This is a genomic window from Hymenobacter edaphi, from assembly GCF_003258365.1.
In the GTDB taxonomy this organism is placed as follows: Bacteria; Bacteroidota; Bacteroidia; order Cytophagales; family Hymenobacteraceae; genus Solirubrum; species Solirubrum edaphi.
Map to the genome: position 1 here is coordinate 70,947 of NZ_QHKM01000005.1, position 24,401 is coordinate 95,347.

Here is a 24,401-nt window from a genome sequence, read left to right on the forward strand (position 1 = left end):
CCGCTACGGAGCCGGCTGCAGGGCCTGCTCCACTTCGTAGCGCGTGATTTGGTGGGGGTAATTGGCGTAGTACACGTTGTCTTCGTTCAGGCCGTAGCCTTTCTGCAGCCCCGCGCGGGCCAGCAGCAGGTGCTGCCGGCTCGCGGCGTCTTGGCCTCGCTGCCGCAGCGCCAGCGCGAGGTAGTAGTGCGCGTCGGGGAAGCTGGAGTAGATGCGCAGGCAGGCGGTTAGCAGGGCTTCGGCCTGCGGGTAGCGGCGGCGCTCCAGCTCCACCACGCCCTGGTAAAACAGAGTATTGAAGTGCGGCTCGCGGCGCTGGTCGCCGCCCTGCTGGGCGGCCACATCGCGCTGCAGGGCGGCGGCGGCCTGCTCCAGCTGGCCCAGCTCCAGGTGGCAGAGGCCGCGGTAAAACCAGTACGTATGGTCCATTTCGTAGCCGCCGGGCGTGAGCTGCTCGGCCCGCTCAAAATCCACCAGCGCCCCGGCGTAGTCCTTGGTGAAGATGCACTTGAGGAAGGCCCGGTAGGCGGTGTTGCGCTTGGGGTCGAGGACCACGGCGCGGTCTTCGAGGGGAAAGGCCCGGGCGTAGTCGCCGTTTTTCAGGTAAGGAATGGCCTTTTCGCGGTAGGCTTCGGCCACGTTGGGGCAGGCGGCAATGAGACTGTCGCAGTACTTCTCCCAGTTGGGGTGGTTGTAGCCGAAGCGCTGGGCCCCGTTTTCCAGGTAGCGCGTGACGAGGCTATCCTGGTAGCGCGTGACGAGGCTATCCTGGTAGCGGCGGTTGGCGCAGGGGTCGGCGGCGGGCTGCTGGGCCGGGGCGCTCTGCCCCTGGCAGCTGTTCAGGCTCAGCAGCAGGCTAAGGCAGCACAGCAACGACTTGACCATCGGTAAGTTTGAATGAAACCAGGGCAATGTAATTCACGGCCTCGCCACTGCCGGGCCGCTTGGCCCGGGGCCACTCGCGCAGGGTGCCCACAAAGGCGTACAGCTCTTCCACCAGCCGGGGGGCGAAGTGCGCGGGCTGGTAGGCGGCATCGGTCTGCAGCACCTGCGTGCGGGGCAGCGGCCGGCCCTCACAGTCGACGACGAAGCGGAAGGTGATGTAGCCGCTACCGGCGTAGTGGCCGCCCCGCGCCCGCAGAAATGCCTGGGCCTCGGCCCGCAGCGTGGCCGAGCTGCGCGGGTACTTCAGCTTCACGCTGTAGTAGTACGGGTACACGCCGGGGCATTTCGGGTTCAGCCGCCGGGTGGTATCCATGTACTCGCCCTGGGGCGTGGTCACGCGCTGACCCAGGGCCGGCAAGCTCAGCAGCGCGCCCCCAGCCAGCAGCCCGGCCATCCGCGGAAGTAAAGTCATGGTGCATAGTTACGGCACCGGCGCTTAGAGTCGGCTGCGAGCAAAAAAAGCCGCCCCGGAATTACCCAAGGTGGCTTTTTCATTGGCTCGAACCCGCCTACTTCTTCGCCGGCGCGGTGGTCTGAATCATCAGCTCCCGGAAATCGGCGGGCACGGTGAGTTGGGGCAGCTCCTGGCCGCCGGTGGCGGAAGGCGCCAGGCGCACGGGCGCGGCGGCGCCGTCTACGGTCACCGTCAGCTGCTCAGCGGTTACGGGCAGGCCATGGAGCACCACGCGGTAGGTGCGCCAGCTCGGGGCCCAGTCGCCCTCGGTGTGCTGCTGCACCTTCAGGCTCATCACAGTGCCGGTGGTGGTGAAGGTGCGCACGGTGGCTTCCCCGTTCTGATAGCCGTAGCCTTCGCCGCCGTCGTCGAAAAGGGTGCTGGTTTCCTGGCCTTCGAGGTGGTAGATGTGCAGGGCCAGCTCGGTGACGGGGTGCTCGTCGGTGTACTGCATCACGGGGCGGGCAGGCACTACGGCCCCAGCGCGCACGTAGACCGGAATGCGCTCCAGGCCGGCCGGGGCCCATACTTCGGCGCCGCCGTCCTTCTGCTCGTCGGTCCACCAGTAGTACCATTTGCCGCGGGGCAGATACATCCAGCGGCCATCCACGCCAGCCTGGGTGATGGGGCACACCAGCAGATGGTCGCCCACCCCGAACTCGGCCATGCGCTGGTAGGTCTGCGGGTCCGACTGATCGAGGAAGGCCAGGGGGCGCAGAATGGGCGTGCCGTGCTGCACGTACTGCCAGAAGGCGGTGTACATGACCGGCAGCAGGCGGTAGCGCAGCTCGATGAAGTGGCGCGCCAGGTCGGCGTATTCTTCACCGAAAGACCAGGGCTCCTGGTCGCCGTGGTCACCGCTGCTATGAGTGCGGAAGAACGGGTGGAAGGCCGCCAGGGCCACCCAGCGCACGTACAGCTCGCCGTCGGGGGTGTTGATGAAGCCGCCCACGTCGCTGCCGATGAAGCTGAAGCCCGAGATGCTCAGGCGCTGGCACTGGATGTTGGCTAGCCACAGATGCTCCCAGGAGGCAATGTTGTCGCCCGTCCAGCCCGAGGAGTAGCGCTGCCCGCCCGCGTAGGTGCTGCGGGTGATGGTGAAGGGCCGGCGCGGGTAGCTGAAGCGCTTCACGCCCTCGTTGGTGGCGCGGGCCATCTGCATCCCGTACACGTTGTGGGCCTTTTTGTGCGAGGCCGGGTGCCCGTCGTAGTTGAAGCGCACGTCGTCGGGGAAGGTGCCCTTCTCGAACACGGCCGGCTCGTTCATGTCGTTCCAGACGCCGCGCACGCCCACGTCCTCGATCAGGCCCTGAAACAGCCCGGCCCACCACTCGCGCACCCGGGGGCTGGTGTAGTCGGGGAAGTGGCAGAGGCCGGGCCACACCGAGCCCTTCATCAGCGGGCCGTCGGCGCGGCGGCAGAAGTGGCCCTGCTCGAAGCCCTCCTGCCAGACCGGGTAGTTCGGGTCGATTTTGATGCCCGGGTCGATGATGACGATGGTTTTGAAGCCGTCCTGGGCCAGTTCCTGCACCATCTTTTTCGGCTCGGGGAAGTGCTCCGGGTGCCAGGTAAAGCAGCGGTAGCCGTCCATGTAGTCGATGTCGAGGTACAGGGCGTCGCAGGGGATGCGGCGCTTGCGGAACTCGGCGCCGATGCCCTTGAACAGCTTTTCGGGGTAGTAGCTCCACTTGCACTGGTGGTAGCCCAGGGCCCAGAGCGGGGGCAGCTCGGGCGTGCCCGTCAGGCACTTGGTGTAGTCCTGGGTGACTTCGGTGAGCGTGGGGCCGTAGATGAAGTAGAAGTTCATCTCGCCGCCGTGGGCCCAGAAGCTGGTCACGTCGGCGCGCTCGGCGGCGAAGTCGAAGTAGCTCTTGAAGGAGTTGTCGAAGAACAGCCCGTAGGCCAGCTTCTGGTGCAGCCCGAGGAAGAAGGGAATGTTCTTGTAGAGCGGGTCGGAGCCTTTTTCGTAGCCGTAGGTATCGGAGCCCCAGTTGCAGAAGCGCTGCCCGCGCAGGTTCATGTTGGCGGGCTTGTCGCCGAGGCCGTAGTAGTGCACGCCGGGCTGCACCTGCTGGCTCATCTTCACGATGTCGTTGCCGGAGTCCCAGTCGTACTCCCAGTGGAAGCCTTTTTCGTACTCCAGCAGCACGATGCCGGAGCGGTTGAGCAGGCGGATGTGCAGGCTTTCCTTGCCCACGATGCAGATGACGCGGCCGGTGGTGAGGCGGTAGTGGTCGTCCTTTTCCACGAACTCCAGCATGCTGGTGGGCTGGCGCGGCGGGGCACCGCCTTCGAAGGCGTAGCTGAAATCGGGCGCGAAGTAGCCGTCGGTGCTGTAGCGGAAGCGCACAATCTTGTCGCTGATGACCTGCACCAGCAGCACCACGCCGTTGTCACAGGTGAAGCGGAAGTCGGCCGTGCCCGGCACGACTTCGGCGCGAATGACCTGGCCCGGAAAGAATTCCTGGCGGCCCTTCTGGGCCAGGTCGTTGAGCATGTAGTTGTTATCCTGAATCGACGAATCGGCCATGGGTTCAGGCGGAGCAAGGAGGTGCGGAGAGAAAAAAAACTTCCGCCGGAGCGGTTCCGGCGGAAGGAAGCCGCAAAATACGGAGGTTTTGCGGGGCTTCGGCGGGCACCGGCGCGTTTCCGCTGGTTTTCCCAAGATTCCCTTCGTTTCGACCGGTTTGCCGGCGTTTCCGAGGAGCGAGCTTGTTTGGGGGCGCGGGCGGCCGTAGGTTCGTGGCCCACGTACACCGTTCTATGCCGATGCCTGCCGCCCCGTCGTCCGTGCTGCTGTTGGGCTGGGATGATACGTCCGCCGCCCTGCCCCTAGCCCGCCAATTATCCGCTACCTCTGCTACTGAACTCTGGACGGCGGCCCCGCTGACCGCGCCCGCCGCGCCGCGCAGCCGCTCCCTCGACGTGGCCCCGCCGCTGCCCGCCGTGCTGCCCACGCTGGGCCACCGCGTGCCGGCTTTCCCCTACGTGGGCCGGGGCGTGGGCCAGCCGCAGCCCGTGGCCGTGCCCGCCGCGCCCTACGTGGGCAGCAGCGCGGCACCGGCCGAAACCACCGCCCGCGCCGCCGCTTCCGGCCCGGCCACTGCTACGACTGACCGCCCCATGGCCGTGCCCGCGGCGCCCTACATCGGCGCCGCCCACCACGCCGATAGTGCCTTGCTGCACGCGCCCGTGCCGGATTACCGTCTGCCTGTCGGCACGTTACCGGCCATGCCCGCTTCGCCGGCCACGGCAGCCGCTCCGGCGCCAGCTCTGCCCGCCGATGTGGCCCCGGCCGCCGAGCCCGGCCCCGCCGAAGCGGCTGAGCTTAGCAGCGAGGCTCCCCTGCCGCTTGCAGCCGAAATACCCGCCCCGCCCGCCGATTCGGCCCCTGCGCCGGCTGCGGCCGAGCTGCGGCCCGAACCCGCCGCCTTCGCCGACCCGGCGCTGGACGCCGACGACGTGGCGCTGCTGGCGGCCCCGCCCGATGCGGCGGGCCTCAACTTCCGCATCATCCAGTACGCCCGCCACGCCGCCCGTCTGGCGCACGAGTCAACTTTTGAGGTCATCTTTGCACCCGACTGGCACACCTGGCTGGCTGGCGTGGAGCTGCGCCAGCTCACGCGCCGCCCGCTGGTGCTGCAGGTCACGCAGCTGGCCACCGACCTGGCCACGCCGGCCGAGCGGGGCTGGGTAGAGGCCCTGGAGCGCATCACCCTGCCCCAGGCCGACCGCATCCTGGTGCCCGACGACGCCATGGCGGCCCGCCTGCGCCAGCGCTACCAGCAGCTCGCCAGCCGCGTGTTCGTGCTGCCCGCCGGCGCCCCCGAGCTGGCCGCTGCCTTGGTCCTCGACTCCCGATTTTCCCATTAACTACCCTTTGCAATGCCCTCCGATTTTCCCGCCTTCACCCCCGAGCACACCTTCGACGCCGAGCTGGAGCTCGAAAGCGAAAACGGCGGCGTGTTCGTCATCATTCCTTTCGACGTGAAGGAGGCCTACGGCACCCGCGGGCAGGTGAAAGTGCTGGCGACCTTCGACGGCTTCCCCTACCGCGGCTCCCTGGCCCCCATGGGCGACGGGCAGCACCTGCTGGGCGTGCCCAAGCAGATCCGCGGCGCCATCGGCAAAACCTGGGGCAACCGGGTGCAGGTGGCCCTGGCCCGCGACACCGAGCCGCGCATGGCCGAGGTGTCCGAGGACTTCGCCCGCGCCCTCAGCCAAGCCGGCATCCGCCAGCGCTTCGACGACCTGGCCTACACGCATCAAAAGGAATACACCCGCTGGATCGAGTCGGCCAAGAAGACCGAAACGCGCTTCGAGCGGATCAGCAAGGCCGTAGAAATGATTAAGGCCGGCCGTAAGCGCAGCTAGCACTGGTCGTACTGGTCAGCGGCAGCACTGGCAGTCATTGCGAGGCGCAGCCGAAGCAATCCTTCCTCCAGTAGCCCCGCCGACGCAATACCCACTACCCGAAAACAGCACCGCCCGCAACTGGTAACTCCAGTTGCGGGCGGTGCTGTTTTGGTTCTAACGGAATTTCGTCTGCTGCCAGTTGGGCCGTTTGTGCCGCGAGAGGAAGGATTGCTTCGGCTGCGCCTCGCAATGACTGCCAGTGCTGCCGCCGCTTGCATAGCGTGTTACTTGCCGCGCTGCAGCACCTGGGCGGTACGGCTGGGCAGGTACAGGCTCAGGAAAGGCGTGCCGTGCTCGTCGGGCAGGCTGAAGTGCTTCACGTCGGCGGCAATGCGGGCGTAGCCGCCAAATTCGGGCTGGTCGGAGTCGAGCAGCAAGGTGTAGCTGCCGGGCTGGCCGGCGAAGAAGCGGTAGTCGCTGAGGCTGCGCTCGGGGTGGAAGTTGAAGACGAACACGAGGCCCGCGCGCTCGAAGGCCAGCACCTTGTTGTCCTCGTCGGCGTGCAGCAGCTGGGTGGGCGCGGCCAGGAAGCGGGTGCGGCGCTCCAGCTGAATCATGGCCCGGTCGAAGAGCAGCCAGCTGTGGAAGTAGAGGTCGGGGTTGTCGGCCAGGCTCCACTGCCGGCGGGCGTAGTGGTGGCTCCAGCTGTTGCCCTCGCGCGGGAAGTCGACCCATTCGGGGTGGCCGAACTCGTTGCCGATAAAGTTCATGTAGGCCTCGCCGCCGGCCCCGAGCGTGACCAGCCGGATGAGCTTGTGCAGGGCCACGCCGCGGGCGGTAAGCAGGTCGGCCTCCTGCAGGCGCGACATGCCCGAGTAAATGCGCGCGTCGAGCAGCCAGTGCGAGAGGGACTTGTCGCCGACCAAAGCCTGGTCGTGGCTTTCGGCGTAGGCTACGGTTTTTTCGCCCTGGCGGCGGTTGGTTAGCTGGTGCCAGAGCCCACCCATGCTCCAGTCCTCGTCGCGCTGGTGCTTGAGCGTTTTGATCCAGTAGTCGGGCAGGCCCATGGCCAGGCGGTAGCCGAAGCCCAGGCCGCCTTCCTCCACCGGCCGCGCCAGGCCGGGCATGCCGCTCATGTCCTCGGCAATGAGCAGGGCCGACTTCTTGCACTCCCGCACCAGCGCGGTGGCCAGCTGCAGGTACAGAATGGCGTCCTCGTCGGCCTCGGGGCCGAAGTACTGCGCATAGTCGGTAAAGGCCGTGCCCTCGCCGTGGTGGTGGTAGAGCATCGACGTGACGCCGTCGAAGCGGAAGCCGTCGAAGTGGAATTCTTCGAGCCAGTAGCGCAGGTTGCTCAGCAAAAACTGCTGCACCTCGGGCCGGCCGTAGTCGAACAGCAGCGAGTCCCAGCCGGGGTGCTGCCCGCGCGGGCCTTCGTGGAAGTACAGCCCGCCCGAGCCGTCGAGGTTGCCCAGTCCCTCGGCTTCGTTTTTGACGCTGTGCGAGTGCACCATGTCCATCACCACGGCCAGGCCGCGGCGGTGGGCTTCGTTGATGAGGTACTTCAAATCCTCGGGCGTGCCGAAGCGGGCCGAGGGCGCGAAGAAATTGGCCACGTGGTAGCCGAAGGAGCCGTAGTACGGGTGCTCGGCCACGGCCATGAGCTGCACCACGTTGTAGCCGTCTTCCTGAATGCGGGGCAGAATCTGGTCGGCAAACTCGCGCCAGCTGCCTACCCGGCCCTCTTCCAGGGCCATGCCCACGTGGGCCTCGTAGATGAGCGGCTCCTTGACGTAGTTATTGATGCGGAACTGCTGGTCGGTCCACTGAAACGGCTGCTCGGGGCGCCAGATCTGGGCGCTGAAGTCCTTGGTGTGCTCGTCCTGCACCACGCGGCGCACGGTGGCGGGCAGCCGGTCGCGCTGGCCGTTGGCGGCGTGCACGTGCAGCTTGTAGCGCGAGCCGGGCGTCAGGTTCGGGAAGGTCTGCTCCGAGAGGAACACCTCCCACACGCCGTCGTCGCGGCGGGTGAGCGGGGTGTAGCCCCGGTCCCACTCATTGAAGTCGCCGACGGCAAACAGAGCGTGGGCGGCGGGGGCCCACTCGCGCAGCCAGTAGCCGCGGCGGCGCGCGTCGTAGTGCAGGCCCAGCTGCTGGTGGCGGCAGGCGTATTTGGTCAGCGCCCCGGCCTGGGCCACGATTTCCGCTTTGCGGGCGTGAAACCGGTCGAGACGGTGCTGGATGACGGCGGCGTAGGGCGCCAGCCAGGGGTCGTGCTGGACCAGGGGCAGGTGCGGGGCGGCGGGGTGGTCGGCCGTGGTCAGGGTATCGGCAGCGGCAGTTTCCATGGGCACGGGAGGCGTTTGGGTTCAAGCAAATGTAACCCGCTGGCTCATCTAATGGAGCCGCGCCGCCGGGCGGCCAGCTCGGGCCCGGGCTGCGCAAACGATTGAATGGCCGCGCGGCGGCGCTAACGCCGTTGTAGATTTTTTCAGCGGCGCGGGCGCCGGCGGCTTTTGCCCCAGGCCGTGGCTTCGTCGGCCGCACCAAAACCGCCCGGCCGGCGCAGGGCCGACCGGGCGGGTTGTAGTATTGGGCGGGGTAGCGCGGGCTTCAGCCCGCGTCCGTCCAAACGATTGTCGCCGGACAAATACCCGAACGCCGGGGAATTACTATCTGCCGGACGCGGGCTGAAGCCCGCGCTACATTGTGCTAGCAGCAGCCCCCGCCGTCGTAGTGGTAAGTGGAGGGCGAGACGAAAATATCGTCGCGGCCGAGGGCGAGCAGGGCCGCGGCGGTTTTGTCGCACACGGCCAGGGGCTGGTTTTGCAGCAGCACGTGGCCTTTCTGGTCGTCGAACAGCTCCTGCGCGCCGTAGTAAATGGCAGTGCGACCGGTGAAGATGCAGGGGCCGTCGGCGGGCATGGGGTCCTTGATGGCGCACACCTCCACGCTCTCGATGTAAATCAGCTCGTCGGTGGCGTAGTGTTGGGGCGAGAGGACGCGGTAGGCGCGTCGGGCCCGCACTTCCACCGTGCCGAAACCCACGGAGGTTATCAAATCGAGGTACTGCTGCAGGGGCAGGGAGCCGGTCAGGCACAGGGCCCGCAGCCGCTCATCGGCGCGCAGCTCGGCGCTCATGGGCTGCTCGCAGGTGGGGTCCGACATGACGAGGCGGCCGTGGGGCTTGAGCACGCGGTAGGTTTCCTGCAGGGCGCGCTTCAGGTCGTCGAGCTTGAAGATGTTGAACAGGCAGTTCTGGGCGGCCACGTCCACGCTCTCGTCGGGCACCGGCAGGTGCAGGGCGTCGCCGGGGCGCAAATCCACGAACTCGCTGCGGAACCACTCGTTCTGCTCCTCGGCCGTGCGCATGTTCTGGCGCGAGGCCTCCAGCATTTCCGGCACCACGTCGACGCCGATGACGGCGCCGGGGCGGCGGCTGAAGTAGGCAAACTGCAGCAGCTCCATGCCGCCGCCCACGCCCACGTAAAGCACGGTGGGGCTACCCGTCAGGTCGCGCGGGTTCACGGTGCTGCCGCAGCCGTAGTTCATCGAGAGCATGCGCTGCGGGATGCTGAGGCCGGGCAGCTGCCAGACGGGGTTGGTAGTGCAGCACAGGCCCACCTGGGGCTCCTGGGCCGCTTGGCGGTACACGTCGGCGGTGGTTTCTAAGTAGCTCATTCGAAGAAGAGAAGTGGCGCCGGTTTCCGGCCCGGTAGCGGCCGGCAGCGCCCGAGGGGTTGGTAAACGGCGGCCCGTTTCTATTGCTTGTTCAGGCTCCAGTTGTAGTCCAGGTACGTCACCTTGGCGTCGGCGTCCATCGGGGTGGCGGCGTAGCGGTTCACCCACCTGGCCACCGACTGCCCGTTCTTTTCCCAATCGGCCCGGTACCAGTCGAAGTAGCGGGAGAGCTGCGCTTGGGTCTTGCCGACTTTGTTTTTGGCCGGGTCGCGCAGAAAGTCGCGGCCCTGCTCGTCGAGCTGCCGGTCGAGGCGCGGGGCGGTGTAGGCTTCGGGCCGCAGGCGCGGGCACGAGAGCGAGGCGCATACCAGCGCGAAGTGGATGCGCGGGTCATCGAACTGCTTGCGCAGCGTGCCGTGCTCAATGTCGTCAAGGCTCATCTTCTCGCCGCCGATGCTGAAGAACTTCGCGGCCCAGGGCGTGGTGACGAAGGGAATTTTGATTTTCGAGCCGATGTCCTTGATGCTTTCCACCGGGTAGTGGTCGAGGATCAGGCGGATGGTGTAGGCGTTGTAGGCGTTGATCCAGTAGGCCATTTGCTCGGGCTTGCTCCAGCTGGCGGCCGGCGGGTTGTTGCTCAGCTGCGCCAGGTACTGATTCAGCGCCTTTTCGTCGGCTTTGAAGCCCCGGTAATCCACCAGTCCCTTGGCGTTGACGTGCTTTTTCAGCAGCCGGTCGTAGGCCGCGTGGTCGACGGGGGCGCTGCCGGCGGGCACGGCGTAGGCGGGTGCGGGCACGGGGTTGAGGCGGCCGTGGCTCAGCCCGAGGGCCGCGAGCGTGCCGGTGGTCAGGGCCGCCAGCAGCAAAGAAGTCGTCAGTAATTTCATGGCAGCAGACATACGGAAGCCGGGGCGCGGGCAGACGTGGCCCGACCAGCTTTTGGCGCGGCGGGTGGTTAGCCCCCAACCCGGCGCCGGCCGCAAAGGTTTTCCGCGACAAAGCCGCACTTGGCCCCGCGGGCCCGCGGGGCCGGGCGGGCCGCGCCGGTGGCGGCTACCTTTGGCCAAATAACGGGGCGGGTAACATCTGCCGGTCGGCCGTTGTTCGTAGGTAGCCACCGTCCAGCGGCCGGCCTCTGCTTTCCACCGTCTTGCCAGCCTCGGCGCCCGGGCCGCTGCCTTTTTTGCTCATGATCAAGTCCCTGAAAGCCACCGGCAGCCAGCTCGCCGACCCGGCCTACCAGCTCACCGTGCTGCAGCCCGGCCAGGCCGCGGGCGCCTACCTGCCGTCGTTCGCCCAGAAAATGCGCGAGGCCGGGCTGTTTCCGCTGCGGCCGCTGGCCTCGGCGGTGCTGCAGGTAAACGTGGGCAAAATGTGCAACCAGGTGTGCCGCCACTGCCACGTCGACGCCGGGCCGGACCGCAAGGAAATCATGACCCGCGAGACCATGCAGCTCTGCCTCGACGCGCTGGCCCAGAGCGACATTGCGACGGTGGACCTGACGGGCGGCGCGCCCGAGATGAACCCGGATTTCCGCTGGTTTGTGGAGCAGATCCGGGCCCTGGGCCGCCACGTCATCGTGCGCTGCAACCTGACCATCATCGTGGCCAACAAGAAGTACCACGACCTGCCGGAGTTTTTCAAAGCGCACGGCGTGGAGGTGGTCAGCTCCCTGCCCTTCTACAACGCCAGCAAAACCGACCGGCAGCGCGGCGACGGGGTGTTTGAGGACTCGGTGCGGGCCCTGAAAATGCTCAACGCCGTGGGCTACGGGCAGGAAGGCAGCGGCCTGACGCTGAACCTGGTGTATAATCCCGCCGGGGCGTTTATGCCGTCCTCGCAGGTCGGGCTGGAGCGCGACTTCAAGCGCGCCCTGCTCAAGGACCACGGCATCGTGTTCAACCAGCTCTTCGCCATTACCAACATTCCCATCAGCCGCTACCTCGATTACCTCATCGAATCGGGCAACTACGCGGCCTATATGGAAAAGCTGGTGACGTCGTTCAACCCCGCCGCCGCCGCCGGCGTGATGTGCCGCAGCACCGTGTCGGTGGGCTGGGACGGGCAGCTCTACGACTGCGACTTCAACCAGATGCTCGACCTGCCCGTGGCCGGCCCCGTGCGCCACATCCGCGACTTCGACGCGGCCCGGCTGGCCGAGCGCGCCGTGGTGGTCAACCAGCACTGCTACGGCTGCACGGCCGGTGCCGGCTCCAGCTGCGGCGGCACCACGGCGTAAGCAAGCCTTGCTATTGCTTCGTTCAGCCAGCACCAGGAACGTCATGTCGAGCTTGTCGAGACATCTCGCGCGCTGATGGCCGTAATTGTCATGCTGAGCAAAGTCGAAGCATCTCTAGCGCTTCGCCAGATAGAAATTATTACCCGACATCAGCGGTAGCGGTGCCTCGGCAGGCTCAGCATGATGTTCTGCTTTGGTGGTTCAACGAAGCAAGCGGGATGTCTCGGCCAGCTCGGCCTGACGGCCGGGTGTCCATTGCCCTACCGATGGCCCAGAGTTTTAAACCCTGGGCTAGTGAGCGGTGCAACGAAGCGGTAGAGCTGCCTCGCCAGGCTCAGCAGGACGTTCTTTGGGCCTGCTGTTCACCCGAATCAGCCTGGCGCCTATTCCAGCACCACCAGCTCCACCCGGCGGTTTTTGCGGCGGTTGTACTCGTTGTCGTTGGGCGCCACGGGCTTGGCGCCGCCGTAGCCGATGGTTTGCAGGCGCCCGGCGGCAATGCCCTGGGCCACCAGGTACTGCTGCACGTGCTGCACCCGCTCCTCGGAGAGCTTCACGTTCAGTTTCGGGTCGCCCTGATTGTCGGTGTGGCCTTCGAGGCGGATTTTCAGTTCGGGGTTGTCCTTGAGCACCTGCACGAGGCGGTCCAGCTCGGGGCGCGAGGTGGGCAGGATGTCGGCCTTGCTTTGCTGGAAGAACAGGTTGTTCAGCGCCATGCGCTGCCCGGCCGACAGCGGCGTGAGCGGCAGGTCGCGGCTGATTTCGCCGTACTGGGTGCTGGCCGTGAGGTCCAGCTCCTGGGTCAGGGGCAGGTAGCCGGGGGCCGAGGCGCGCAGGGTGTAGCTGGCGCCGCCGGGCAGGGTCAGCTGAAACTTGCCGGCCGAGGCGGCCGTGGCCTGGCCGGCGGGCGTGTTTTTGGGCAGCAGCTCCACTTTGATGTCGGCCGCGACGGGGAGCGGCTGGCCGCTGCGGGCGTCCACGGCCCGGCCGCGCAGCAGCACGGTGGCCTTGGGGCGCAGCGCGGGCGGCAGGGTTACGCGGAACAGGTCGTAGTCGCCCTGTTCGTTGCTGCCCACCAGAAAGGCGTAGTCGCCGGCGGCCGTGACGGAGAAATAACCGTCGTCCTGCAGGGTGTTGATGCCCGGGCCCAGGTTCAGCGGCTCGCTCCACTTGGTCCAGGTTTCGTCCAGCCGCGTTGAGACGAAAATATCGTCGCCGCCGAAGCCGGGGTGGCCGCCCGAGGCAAAGTACAGCGTCTTGCCGTCGGGGGCGAGGAAAGGGGCGTAATCGTCGCCGGGCGTGTTGATGGTCGGGCCGAGGGGCTTGGGCTCGGTCCAGTCGCCGCGCGGGGTGAGGTGGCTCACCAGCAGGTCGCACTTCTGCGGGTGGCTCGGGGCATCGAGGGCCAGCAGCATGGTGGTGCCGCCGGCGGCTAGGAAGTAGTCGGCGCGCTGGGCGGCGGGCGGCAGGGCGCGGAAGCGCACCGGCTCGGGCACGCCCCACTGCCCGTCGGGGCGGCGGCGGGCCAGGGAGGCGCCGCGCTCGGGGCGGGGGTGGCCGTCGGGCTGGTAGAGGTTCATGAGCAGGGCCGTGTTGCCGTCGGGCGTGATGCTCTCCACCGCGTTGTTGCCCTCGTTGTTGAGCGGGAAGCCGAGGCTGCGCGTTTCGGCGTAGCGGCCGTCGGGCTGGCGCTGGGCCACGAAGATGTCGAGGTTTTGCCCCGGCTGGCCCGACTGCACGTCGCGGGCGAAGTAGAGCTGCCGGCCGTCGGGGCTCACGCGCGGGCTGGTTTCGCGGGTGCGCGGCTCGTTGATGGCCGCGCCCAGCGCGGTGCGCTCCAGGGTCAGCGGCACGTCGGGGGCGAGGCGGATGCGGGCCACGTGCCAGGCGCGCAGGCGGTCGAGGCGCAGCTCGGTGGCGCGACTGGCGTAGGGCCCCACGCCGGTGCCGAAGGTACGCGCCGCCGGCTGCGTCCACACTTCCTGGCCGTCGACGAAGTAGCTGGCCGCGCCGTTGTGCACCAGCACGCGCAGCGTGTGGGCCGCGCCGGCGGCGCCGGGCAGGGCCGCGGCGGGGTGCAGCTCCTCCCACTTGCCCTTCTGCCAGCGCCCGATAACCACGCTGCGCCCGTCGTTTTCGAGGGCGAAGACGTTGCCGTTGTCCTCGTCGGCGGCGGCCCAGTACAGCCCGCCGCGGCCCGCCCCGCGCTGCTGCACGGTGGCTTCGAGGGCGTAGTCGGCGGCGGTGTTCAGCGGCAGCGCCTGGTAGGTCAAGCTCACGGCCTGCTGATTCAGCAGGCGGTAGCTGCCGCCTTCCAGGCTGAAGGTGCCGTTGTCGGTGCGGCCGGTGCGCCAGCCCTGGCGGTTGTCGTCGAAGGTGTCGTCGAGCAGCAGGTTGGGCGGCAGGGCCTGGCCCGCGCTGCCCGCGGCGGGCAGGCAGATCAGCGAAGCCAGGGCAAACAACGGCGGGCAGTAACGGTGGCGCATGCGGGAGGGTATGAGGGCGGGAGGGTATGCGGGTAGGGGCAGTGAGTTTCAGGATAATAAAAGCGACGAACTTCTTTCCTCGAAAACTCCTGCCCTCTTACCCTCCTGCCCTATCATGACACCAGCGGCCGTATCTTGGCTGCATATGCTCCACCGTTCCCTGCTCCCGCTCGGGCTGATTGCGCTGCTCGGGCTGGCCCCGGCCTGCCAGCGCGCCGCGGCCCCGGCCACCACGCCCACTGCTGCTCCCCTGCCCGCGGCCGCCGCGCCCGTCACGGCCCGGCAGGCCATGGTGGTTTCGGCTCACCCGGAGGCCACGCGCATCGGGCTGGAAGTGCTGCGCCGGGGCGGCAACGCCTACGACGCCGCGGTGGCCGTGCAGTTTGCCCTGGCCGTGAGTTTGCCCGCGGCCGGCAACATCGGCGGCGGCGGCTTCGTGGTGTACCGCGGGGCCGACGGCGCGGTGGGCGCGCTGGATTTTCGGGAAACGGCTCCGGCCAAGGCCTCGCGGGATATGTACCTCGATAAGCAGGGCAACGTCGTGGCGGACCTGAGCACCCGGGGGCACCTGGCCGCGGGCGTGCCGGCCACGGTGGCGGGCATGTGGGCCCTGCACCAGAAGCTGGGCAAGCTGCCGTGGCGGGAGCTGGTGCAGCCGGCCGTGGACCTGGCCGCCAAGGGCCTGGCGCTGACGAGCAAGGAAGCCGCCGGGCTGAACGCGACCAAGTTCATCACCACCGAAGTGCAGACCGGCAGCCGCTACGAGCACGCCGACGTGTCGCCCCAGCTGCACGCGGAAGTGAAGGTGCCCGAGTTTGGCCACCTGCCCAACGCCTACGAGCGGCCCGGCCGGCCCTGGCAGCCCGGCGACACCATTCGCCACCGCTTTCTGGCCGCCACGCTGGCGCGCATCCGCGACCAGGGCCGCGCCGGCTTCTACGCCGGCGAAACCGCCCGCCTGCTGCTGGCCGAAATGCAGCGCGGCCACGGCCTGATCAGCCAGCAGGACCTCGACCAGTACCAGCCCAAGTGGCGCACCCCGCTGCGGGGCCGCTACCGTCAATACGAAGTCATCAGCATGCCGCCGCCCAGCTCGGGCGGCGTGGCCCTGCTGCAGCTCTTGCAGATGCTGGAGCCCTACGATTTGCGCCGCCTGGGTTGGCACTCGGCCGACGCGGTACACCTCATCACCGAAGCCGAGCGGCGCGTGTACGCCGACCGCGCCACCTACCTCGGCGACCCGGACTTCGGGCGCGTGCCCGTCGCGCAGCTGCTGGCGCCCGATTACCTGAAGCAGCGCATGGCCGGCGTCACGGCGGCCAGCGCGGCCACGCCCTCGGCGCAGGTGGCGGCCGGCGCCGGGCTGCCGGGCTACGAGCCGGACCAGACCACGCACTACAGCATCGTGGATGCCGCGGGCCACGCGGTGAGCTGCACCACCACGCTCAACGGAGGCTACGGCTCGAAGGTGGTGGTGGCCGGCGCGGGCTTTCTGCTCAACAACGAAATGGACGACTTCTCGGCCAAGCCCGGCGTGCCGAACATGTACGGCGTCATCGGCGGCACGGCCAACGCCATCGGGCCGGGCAAGCGCATGCTCTCGTCGATGACGCCGAGCATCGTCACCGAAAAGGGCCGGCTGCGGCTGGTGGTGGGCACGCCCGGCGGCAGCACCATCATTACCTCGGTGCTGCAGGCCACGCTGAACGTGCTCGACTACCGCCTGGATGCGCAGCAGGCCGTGGCCGCCCCGCGCCTGCACCACCAGTGGCTGCCCGACCACATCGACGTGGAAGCCGGCGCCCTCACGCCCGCCGCCGAAGCCGAGCTGCAGCGCCGCGGCTACAAGCTGAACCCACGCAGCGCCTGGGGCCGCATCGACCTCATCGAGCGGCTGCCCGACGGCACCCTGCGCGGCGGCGCCGACCCGCGCGGCGACGACACGGCGGCCGGGTACTAAAGCCGCAGCGGCCGTGCGCCGCCCGCGCCGGCTTGGCCGCCGGCGTCCCCGGCGCCGACTTTCGGGCAGGCTTGCGGCCAGCGGGCCGGGGCCGGACCGCGGGTTTGCCCCGATTCGGCCACGCTGTTCGCCGGCCCAAACGCCGCTTGCGAGCCGGCCCCGGGGCGCGCCGCCGCGTCTCGCCGATTCGACGCCAGCCACCTGCTTATGCGCAAGGCTTTGACCTACTTGACTCAGCTTCTCCGAACCCTACTCCTGCTGCTGGCACTGGCCGTTTCGTCGCCGGGGCGGGCCTCGTCGCTGCCGACGAAAGTCAGCATCACTGACGAAACCTTCGCCGGCTATTACGGCACGTATATCTACCGCTACGAGTTGGTGGCCGGGCCCGACGGCTACCGCCTGTACCGCACGCTGCGGCAGGAAAACAAGCTTGTGGACTCGCTGCGGCACTTCCTGAAAGTGGTAGACCGCGCCGCGGTTAGGCGCCTGGCCTGGGAGGCCACCCACCGCCGGCGCCGCCTGACCCTGTCTGACCTGGGCCTACGCTACGAGGAGTTTGGCCAGCCGCGGCTGCTCGACTCGCTGCGGCATATGCGCCGCTCCTGGAACGCCCGGCAGTTGGCCCTGGCGCGGCAGGAGCTGGCCAGGCCGGCGAACATCGACTACGCCATCCGGCGGTACGTGCTGAGGTACCACTACGCCGTCATGCACCGCTCGACCAACACCAGTTTCCGCCTCCGGTTGGAATACCCGCACAAAACCATTGTCCTGAAAGCCAGCCAGCAGCCACTCGGCCTGCCCTGGCGCGACGCCCACGACCGGGTGTTTTACAACCCCGGCCTGGCGCCCTTGCTGCTGGCGCTGCTGCCCGCCACCGAAAGCGGCACTACCTTCTACTTCGAGCGCCACGACCTGCTGCTGGCGTTGGCGCGCCAGATTTACGCCGACCGCTGCGCGCAAAAGCTCAACGCCCTGACCTACTTAAACTTTCAGCCGGCCCTGGCGCGGCTGGCCGGCCGCTACCCCATAGCCGACGCGCAGGAGGACCCGGGCTCGTACGACTGGCAGTGGCAGGGTGAGCCGCGCCTGACCTGCACCGCCCGCGACCCCGCCCTACCCGCCGGCGTGAGCCTGTTTGTGTCGCTGACCATTCAGGACGACGGCCAGTTGTTTCCCCCCGACTCGCTGCTGCGCAAAGCCGATTACTACCTCGGGCAGTTGCGCCTGGTGCCGTTTCTGCTGGATTTTGTGGCCGCCCACCCGGCCCGCCGGCTGGCCGTGTCGTTCAACAACACCACTTCCGTCAGCCGGCGCATCCGGGACGAGCAGCGCGATAAAGCGCTGCCGGAGCAGGCCTGTCTGCCCAACGCCACCGATGCTTACCTGGACCGCTGCGTCTCGTTCGAGTTGCGGGATGAGGACGGAAACTACGCCCGCTGTCTGCTTACGCCGGAGCTGGAGGTAATCGTGCGCCATTTCGGGGGCGACCGGGTGTACCGCTACACCCGCGAGCAGCTGGGCCGCACCGAGCCCGGCCTGAGCTACCCCTGTGCGCGCCTGGACCGCAACGGCAACCTGAAAAAACAGTAAGCAGGACAGCATGACGACTTCTGACTTTGCCCAGTTCGACGCCCCCGCCGGCCGCATCATCGGCCGCCGCGACGGGGCCGTGCTGCGCGCGCAGGGCATCCGCTACGCCCGCGCCGCCCGCTTTCAGCCGCCGGTGCCCGAGCCGCCCTCGGCTGCGCCCATCCCGGCCCGGCAGCCCGGCCCGGCCTGCCCGCAGGCGCCCGATCAGCTGCTGGCCCAGGCGCTGGGCGACTTCTGGGCCGGGGCGCGCTTCGACGAGGACTGCCTGCACCTTTCCGTGACCACGCCCGCCGACCGCCGGCCCGCCGAGCAGCTGCCGGTGCTGGTCTGGATTCACGGCGGCTCCTACGTGACCGGCGCCGGCGACCTGCCCTTCTACGACCCGGCCCGGCTGGTGGCCGAGCAGCGCGTGGTGGTGGTGGCCGTGACGTACCGGCTGGGCCTGTTCGGCTTTCTGGGCCAGCAGGGCGGCACGCCGCCCAACCTGGGCCTGCTCGATCTGCTGGAAGCCCTGCGCTGGGTGCAGCGCAACATCGCGGCCTTCGGCGGCGACGCGGCCTGCGTGACCCTGCTCGGCCACTCCTCGGGCGGCGACGCGGCGGCCCACCTGCTGGTGGCGCGGGGCGCGGCGGGGCTGTTCCGGCGCGTCATTCTGCACAGCGCGCCGTTGGGCCTAGCCCCGGGCCGCGCCCCGCTCACGCGGGCCATGACGGCCGCCGTGGGCGCCTTGCCCGGCGCGGCTACGCCCGCCGACGTGCTGGCCCGCGAGCCGCAGGCCTGGCGGGCGGCCCGGCGCTTCGGCCTGAAAGCCGGCATGCCCTTCGGCACCCAGTACGGCGCCGAGCCGCTGCCGCCCGAAGCCGACCTCGACGCGGCCTGGCGGGCGGCCGCGGCCCGCGTCGATGTGCTCATCGGCACCACGGCGGAGGAAGTGCGCTTCTTCGCCGTCATCGACCCGAAATTCCGGTGGCTGGGCCGGGTGCCGCTGCTGGGCCGGCCGGCGGTGCGCCTGCTGGTCGAGCAGGTGTCGCGGCGCATCTACGGCGCCCCGGCCGATGCCTTTGCCCGGCGCCACGCCGCGGCCGGGGGGCGCGCCTACCGCTTCACGCTCACCTACCAGGCGCCCGGCAGCGCGTTCGGGGCGGCCCACACCGTTGATTTGCCGTTTTTGCTGGGCACCGAAGCCACCTGGGCCCGGGTACCCCTGCTCGGCCGCGCCGACTGGGCCGAAATCGACCGGGCCGGGCGGCAGCTGCGGCAGCTCTGGGTTGAGTTTGCCCGCCGCGGCCAACTGCCCGAGCAGGCCACCATTCCCGGCGTGCTGGCCCTGCACCGGGTGCGGCCGGCCACCGGGGCCGCTCCCGGCTAGCCCCGGCGGCCGGGCCGCTTGGCGGCGCGTGAACGGCGCGGCTTTGCACCGCCGCCCGCCCGGCGGCGGCCCCAAAGCCTGTATTTTGCGGCGCCCACGCCTTTCCCGCCTCCCCGATGCCGACCCGTCTTCGCCGCCTGCTGCCCCTGCTGGTGCTTTCCGCTTTGAGCACGCCCGCGCGGGCCCAGCGCGAAGGCGGCAGTCCGCCTACCCAGGACCCATTCGGGCGGCGCGAAACGCCGGTGCCGACGCGCGCCATCGGCAATTACCGCAGCCATTCGTACCAAAACGGCACCCTGACCATCCGCAGCACTGACGGGGCTACCCTGCGCGTGCGGCCCTGGGCCGAGGGCGTGGTGCGGGTGGAATTGTACCCCGCCGGCCAGCCCGTGCGCCCCGATTCGTCGCTGAGCGTGGTGCAGGCGCCGCAGGTCCGCACCTTCACATGCCGACCGGGCTGCGATGGTCCGCCAATGCTCGCTGAGGTGGCCCGCTACGGCCCTGACATCTGCTCCGGCGTTTTCAACACGCCCGCGGCCGTAGAGCTGCACCACGACTGCTACACCGTGGTGGTGCAGAAAAACCCGTTACGCGTGAGCTACCAGCGCGCCCAGGGCGAAACTGTAGCGCAGGAAGCCGGCGGCGCGTTCGAGCAGCTCGGCGGGGCGGGCGGCACCGGCGTCAGCTTCCGGCTTCAGCCCGACGAGCACCTCTACGGCACCGGCTCCCGGGCCCTGCCCCTGGACCGCCGCGGGCGCCGGCTCATCCTCTACAACGAAGCCCACTACGGCTACCAGAACGGCGAGCCGACGCTGAACCTGACCCTGCCCACGGTGCTCAGCAGCCGGGGCTACCTGCTCTTCTTCGACCACCACGCACCCGGCACCCTCGACCTGGGCGCGACGGATAAAAACGTGCTCGAATACCGCGGCGAGGGGCTGCGCAGCCTGGCTTATTTCATCGTGGCCGGCGACTCCTACGCCGAAATCCTGAGCCGCTACACCGCCCTCACCGGCCGGCAGCCGCTGCCGCCGCGCTGGGGCCTGGGCCTGCTGCAAAGCCGCTTCGGCTACAAATCCGAAGCCGAAATGCTGCAGGTGGCGCGCCGCATGCGCCAGGCCGATTTCCCGCTCGACGCGCTGGTGCTCGACCTCTACTGGTTTGGCGGCACCCGGCAGCAGGGCGACTTCCGTTGGGCGCCCGCCGGCTTCCCCGACCCGCGCCGCCTGACGCGCCGCCTCGACTCGCTGGGCATCAAGACCCTGCTGATTTCGGAGCCCTACGTGATGCGCGCCTCCCTGAACGACGCGCTGGTGCGCCGCCAGGGCCTGGTGGGGCGCGACGCGGCCGGACAGCCCTACACCGTGGAGTCGTTCTGGGCCGGGCCCGCCACCTTGCTGGATATGTACCGCCCCGCCGCCCGCCAGTGGCTGTGGGAGCAGTACGCCCGGCTGAAGCAGGACGGCGTGGCCGGCTGGTGGACCGACCTCGGCGAGCCGGAAAACCAGCCCGCCGACATGTACTACGACGCCGGCCCGACGCGCCGCACCCACAACGGCTACGGGCAGCGGTGGGCCAGCATCCTAAGCGAAGGCTACGCCCGCCACTACCCCCAGGAGCGCCTGTTCAACCTCGCCCGCTCGGGCTGGGCCGGGGTGCAGCGCCACTCCGTGTTTCCCTGGTCGGGCGACGTGAACCGGTCCTGGTCGGGCCTGCAGGCGCAGGTGCCCATCATGCTCAGCCTGGGCCTGGGCGGGGTGGGCTACATGCATTCCGACGCGGGCGGTTTCGGCGTGGGCCCCACCGACCCTGAGCTGTACACGCGCTGGCTGCAGCTGGCCAGCCTTGGGCCCATTCTGCGGCCCCACGGCGGCCCCGAAGTGCCCCCGGAGCCCTACCAGTGGCCGCCCGCCACCCAGGCCGCCGTGCGTCCCTACACCCACCTGCGCTACCGCCTGCTGCCCTACCTCTACTCCCTGGCCTGGGAAAACGCGCAGACCGGCACCCCGCTGGCCCGGCCTCTGAATTATGGCGCAACGGCGGTGCAGGCCGACGTCGAGCAAGGCCTGTCGGCGGAAGAGCTGGCGGCGGGCCTGGCCGATGCCTGGCAGGAAACGGGCAACTGGCAGGCCGACACGGCGGCTATGCGCGAAGAAGCCCGCCACGACGCGGCCCGCGCCCGGCAGCCCGCCGAGCCCACCTGGAGCTGGAGCACCAATGCCTCCAGCGCCTGGGGCGCCGAGAAGTTGCGGGCCAATCGGCGCCAGGCCTTTCGGCGCGACAACGCCCCGTCGCTGACCGACGTCAACGACCAGTTCTTCCTCGGTTCCAACCTGCTGGTGGCCCCAGTGCTGCAGCCCGGGCAGCGCCGCCGCAACGTGGTGCTGCCCGCCGGCACCTGGATAGACTTCGACTCGCACGAAACCCTCCCCGGCGGCCAGACGGTGGGCCGCCCGGCCCCGCTGCACCACCTGCCGCTGCTGGTGCGGGCCGGCGCCTTCGTGCCCCTTACCCGCTACCGCCCCAGCACCGCCCTTTACCGCCCCGACACCCTGCAGGTGCAGTACTTCGCCGACCCCGCAGCCGGTACCACCGCCTTCACCGCGTACGACGACGACGGCCGCACTGCCGCTCCCGCCGCCTACCAACTGCTGACGCTGCAGGGCGTCGTGGCCGGCGCGCAGGCCAGCATCACGGCCACGCTTACCGGGTTTGCGCCACCCGGCGCGGCGTCCACCCAGCGAGTAATCGAGCTGCTGCTGCCGCGGGTGGCCGCCACGCCCACGGCCGTGCTGCTGGCCGGGCGGCCCCTGCCGGCCGAGGCCTGGCGCTACGACGCGCCTGCCCGCAACCTGCACCTGCGCTTCACGCTGAACGATACCAGTCGCCGCGCCAGCCTGACGGTGCAGGGCCTGCGCCTCGACCTCACGCCGGCCCGCTACCTCGACCCCGACGCGCTAACCCTGGAAGCGCCCACCGAGCGCACCCTGCGCGGCCGCACCACGCTGCGCTACACCGTGCACCGGCCCGGCCCCGGCCCCAGCCTGCGCCTGCTCGACAGCCGCGGCACGCTGGTACGCACTCTGGCCATCGACGGTACCACCGGCGCCCACTCCCTGGCCTGGGACGCCCGCAACGCGCAGGGCCACCCGGTGCCCGGCGGCGTGTACTGGGCCGAGCTGGCCGGGCAGCGGCAGCGCTTGGTGGTGCTGCCGCCTCAGCCCTAAGCCGCCATGCAGCAGCTGTTCGACGACATCGTGCGGGTGTTCGTGGCTACCTGCCGCGCTACGGGCCTGAGCTACCCGGAGCTGAATATCCTGGTGTACTGCCTGCTCGCGCCCCTGAGCTGGCTGCTGGTGCTGGCCTTGCGCCGTCCCCGCCTTGGTGGCCCGCTGGTGCTGGGGGCCGCCCTGCTGATCGGCGCGCTGACGGTGGCGCGCCACCGCTTTGCGCCCTTCAGCCGCTGGTTCTACGATTACAACATCCGGGTGCTGGAGCGGGCCGGGCGCTATACCGGCCTGGGCTACGTGGCCGTGTCGCTGCTGGTGGGCGTGGTGGTACCCGCCGTGGCCGTGCTGGTGTTGCTGGTGGTGCCGCGCCGGGCGGTGCTGCCGCTGGCGGCGGCGTTTGCGGCCCTGCTGCTCCTGTATTTCGTAGTGGGCTGGTTCGCGCTCTGATATGCTCCGCCCATGAAACGCAAACTCCGCGAGTGGCTGCGCCGCTACCTGCCGGCCGAAATCCTGTCGTTGCTGGCCACGCTGGCCGGGGCTTGGCTGGCCCTGGGGCTGACGCACAGCCGCGTGACGGCGGCGCTGGCGGGCACCTGGGCCGGCAACGTGCTCTACTTCGGCACCATTCTGCTCACCGACATGCACCGGGCCCGGCAGCAGCGCCGCGCCGCCGGCCGGGGCTACGACTGGGCCACGTTCGGGCGCAACGTGCGCGCCCTGCTGGTGGAGTTCGGCGTGGCCGAGCTGGCCGACTCGCTGGTCATCCGGCCGGCGCTGATGTACTACCTGCCGCTGTGGCTGGGCCACTTTGCCGGGGGCGTGCTGCTGGCCAAGCTGCTGGCCGATGTGACCTTCTACATCCCGGCCATTCTGAGCTACGAGCTAAGCAAAAAGCGCCTGCGTGACTTCCGCTGAGCCTGGCCCGACGCCCCCTATCTTGCCGGTTCCGTTACCGCCTTCGCGCCCATGTTTGCCCCTACGCTAGCCTCCCCGCCTTCGGCGGCCACCACCGCCCGCGCTTACCTGCCGGCCCTGACGGGCGTGCGCGCCCTGGCCGCTTACCTCGTGTGCCTGCATCACCAGAATCCGTTTCCGGCGGGCACGTGGCCCAACGACGCGCTGCGCGAGTTTCACGTGGGCGTACCGCTGTTCTTCGTGCTCAGCGGGTTTCTCATCACCCTGCGCTACTTCGGCGCCGAGCAGTGGACGGGCCGCTGGTGGCGCCGCTACCTGCGCAACCGGGTGGCGCGCATCTACCCGATGTTTTTTCTGCTGACCACGCTCACCTACGCGGTGGTCTTCCTCGAAAAGGGCCCCAGCGTGTTCCGCAGCTGGCTGCTGAACGTGACCTTCCTCAGCGGCTTTTTCGACGACTACAAGTACACCGGCATTCAGCAGGGCTGGACGCTGACGGTGGAGGAATGCTTCTACCTGGTTGCGCCCCTGGCCTTTGCGCTGCTGCGCCGGCGTCCGCGCCTGCTGTGGCTGCTGCCGCTGGCCCTGCTGGGCGGGGGCGTGGTGCTCGTCAACACGCTGGGGCGGCTGGAGCACCACGGCCTGTTCGGCAACTACCTGTTCATGCTGCTGTTCACCTTCTTCGGCCGGGCGGTGGAGTTCTTTGCGGGCGTGCAGCTGGCGCTGTGGTACCGCCGCGGCCTGCTGCGCCCGGCCCGGGGGCTGCTCACCGCCGCGGGCCTGCTGCTGCTGGCGGCCGTAGTGGCCGCACTGGCGGCCGTGCGCGGCCCCGCCGACGAGTTTGGGCAGGAAACGCCCTGGGGCGTGGTGCTCAACAACGCGGTGCTTCCCGGCGGCATCCTGCTGCTCTACGCCGGCCTGCTCACCGAGCGCACCTGGCTTAGCCGCCTGCTGGGCACGCGCCCGCTGCAGGTGCTGGGCAAAAGCTCCTACGTGTTTTACCTTATCCACGTGGGCGTGCTGCAGCAGTGGCTGAAGCACCACGTCAGCGCCAGTGCCGGCCTCGGGTTCGTGCTGCTGAACCTGCTGGCCATCGGCCTGTACTACCTGGTGGAGCAGCCGCTGAACCGCTGGCTGCGGGCCCCTTCCGCCGCCGATCAGGCGGCTTAGGCAGCC

At 69.1% G+C, this 24,401-nt stretch carries 17 protein-coding genes; 10 read left to right on the top strand and 7 right to left on the bottom strand.

Translation table 11 applies throughout. From position 1 onward, the window contains the following. Positions 1 to 3: 3 nt before the first annotated feature. From DLM85_RS16280 to DLM85_RS16290, 3 genes are all read right to left on the bottom strand, one after another. Positions 4 to 885, bottom strand: a complete 882-nt coding sequence (locus DLM85_RS16280; RefSeq protein ID WP_111479185.1) for a tetratricopeptide repeat protein — start codon at positions 883 to 885, stop codon at positions 4 to 6. Beyond that, positions 857 to 1,357: a hypothetical protein gene (locus tag DLM85_RS16285; RefSeq protein WP_133257100.1), complete on the bottom strand. Its 501-nt coding sequence runs from the start codon at positions 1,355 to 1,357 to the stop codon at positions 857 to 859. Before DLM85_RS16285 ends, DLM85_RS16280 begins: the two co-directional genes overlap by 29 nt. A gap of 97 nt (positions 1,358 to 1,454) precedes the next feature. After that, on the bottom strand, positions 1,455 to 3,929 hold the full coding sequence (locus DLM85_RS16290; RefSeq protein ID WP_243635998.1) for a glycoside hydrolase family 31 protein: 2,475 nt from the start codon (positions 3,927 to 3,929) through the stop codon (positions 1,455 to 1,457). A 233-nt stretch (positions 3,930 to 4,162) separates the two neighbouring features. Between DLM85_RS16290 and DLM85_RS16295 the strand changes: the two genes are divergently transcribed. Both DLM85_RS16295 and DLM85_RS16300 read left to right on the top strand, forming a co-directional pair. Then, on the top strand, positions 4,163 to 5,272 hold the full coding sequence (locus tag DLM85_RS16295) for a glycosyltransferase family 4 protein (protein WP_133257101.1): 1,110 nt from the start codon (positions 4,163 to 4,165) through the stop codon (positions 5,270 to 5,272). Between the two features lie 12 nt (positions 5,273 to 5,284). Continuing rightward, entirely contained in the window at positions 5,285 to 5,773 is a 489-nt protein-coding gene (locus tag DLM85_RS16300) for a YdeI/OmpD-associated family protein (protein WP_111479188.1), read from the top strand. A gap of 266 nt (positions 5,774 to 6,039) precedes the next feature. On the opposite strand, the gene DLM85_RS16305 is transcribed toward DLM85_RS16300, so the two are convergent. The 3 genes from DLM85_RS16305 to DLM85_RS16315 form a co-directional block, all read right to left on the bottom strand. Beyond that, complete coding sequence (locus DLM85_RS16305) at positions 6,040 to 8,103, bottom strand: alpha amylase C-terminal domain-containing protein (RefSeq protein ID WP_111479189.1); 2,064 nt, start codon at positions 8,101 to 8,103, stop codon at positions 6,040 to 6,042. Between the two features lie 364 nt (positions 8,104 to 8,467). Continuing rightward, on the bottom strand, positions 8,468 to 9,436 hold the full coding sequence (gene arsM, locus DLM85_RS16310) for an arsenosugar biosynthesis arsenite methyltransferase ArsM (RefSeq protein WP_111479190.1): 969 nt from the start codon (positions 9,434 to 9,436) through the stop codon (positions 8,468 to 8,470). Between the two features lie 80 nt (positions 9,437 to 9,516). After that, positions 9,517 to 10,323, bottom strand: a complete 807-nt coding sequence (locus DLM85_RS16315; RefSeq protein WP_111479191.1) for a DUF547 domain-containing protein — start codon at positions 10,321 to 10,323, stop codon at positions 9,517 to 9,519. Between the two features lie 305 nt (positions 10,324 to 10,628). Here DLM85_RS16315 and arsS point away from each other — a divergent pair, with 305 nt between their 5' ends. Further along, entirely contained in the window at positions 10,629 to 11,675 is a 1,047-nt protein-coding gene (gene arsS / locus DLM85_RS16320; RefSeq protein WP_207891050.1) for an arsenosugar biosynthesis radical SAM (seleno)protein ArsS, read from the top strand. Positions 11,676 to 12,058: 383 nt separating this feature from the next. On the opposite strand, the gene DLM85_RS16325 is transcribed toward arsS, so the two are convergent. Then, positions 12,059 to 14,161, bottom strand: a complete 2,103-nt coding sequence (locus DLM85_RS16325) for an OmpA family protein (protein ID WP_133257102.1) — start codon at positions 14,159 to 14,161, stop codon at positions 12,059 to 12,061. Positions 14,162 to 14,306: 145 nt separating this feature from the next. Here DLM85_RS16325 and ggt point away from each other — a divergent pair, with 145 nt between their 5' ends. The 7 genes from ggt (at position 14,307) to DLM85_RS16360 (ending at position 24,395) form a co-directional block, all read left to right on the top strand. Then, the gene (ggt, locus tag DLM85_RS16330; RefSeq protein ID WP_165822170.1) at positions 14,307 to 16,121 is read left to right on the top strand and encodes a gamma-glutamyltransferase; all 1,815 of its coding nucleotides are present in this window, start codon (positions 14,307 to 14,309) and stop codon (positions 16,119 to 16,121) included. 207 nt (positions 16,122 to 16,328) lie between these two features. Beyond that, positions 16,329 to 17,711 (top strand): hypothetical protein, encoded by a 1,383-nt coding sequence (locus tag DLM85_RS16335; protein WP_111479194.1) that lies wholly within the window; start codon positions 16,329 to 16,331, stop codon positions 17,709 to 17,711. Between the two features lie 10 nt (positions 17,712 to 17,721). Beyond that, on the top strand, positions 17,722 to 19,080 hold the full coding sequence (locus tag DLM85_RS16340) for a carboxylesterase family protein (protein ID WP_111479195.1): 1,359 nt from the start codon (positions 17,722 to 17,724) through the stop codon (positions 19,078 to 19,080). Between the two features lie 116 nt (positions 19,081 to 19,196). Beyond that, positions 19,197 to 22,307 carry a TIM-barrel domain-containing protein gene (locus DLM85_RS16345; protein WP_111479196.1) on the top strand — a complete coding sequence of 1,037 codons (3,111 nt, stop codon included), beginning with the start codon at positions 19,197 to 19,199 and terminating at the stop codon, positions 22,305 to 22,307. Between the two features lie 6 nt (positions 22,308 to 22,313). Further along, on the top strand, positions 22,314 to 22,757 hold the full coding sequence (locus tag DLM85_RS16350) for a hypothetical protein (protein ID WP_111479197.1): 444 nt from the start codon (positions 22,314 to 22,316) through the stop codon (positions 22,755 to 22,757). 12 nt (positions 22,758 to 22,769) lie between these two features. Next, positions 22,770 to 23,225, top strand: a complete 456-nt coding sequence (locus tag DLM85_RS16355; RefSeq protein WP_111479198.1) for a hypothetical protein — start codon at positions 22,770 to 22,772, stop codon at positions 23,223 to 23,225. A 51-nt stretch (positions 23,226 to 23,276) separates the two neighbouring features. Then, positions 23,277 to 24,395 carry an acyltransferase family protein gene (locus DLM85_RS16360; protein WP_111479199.1) on the top strand — a complete coding sequence of 373 codons (1,119 nt, stop codon included), beginning with the start codon at positions 23,277 to 23,279 and terminating at the stop codon, positions 24,393 to 24,395. Positions 24,396 to 24,401: the final 6 nt, after the last annotated feature.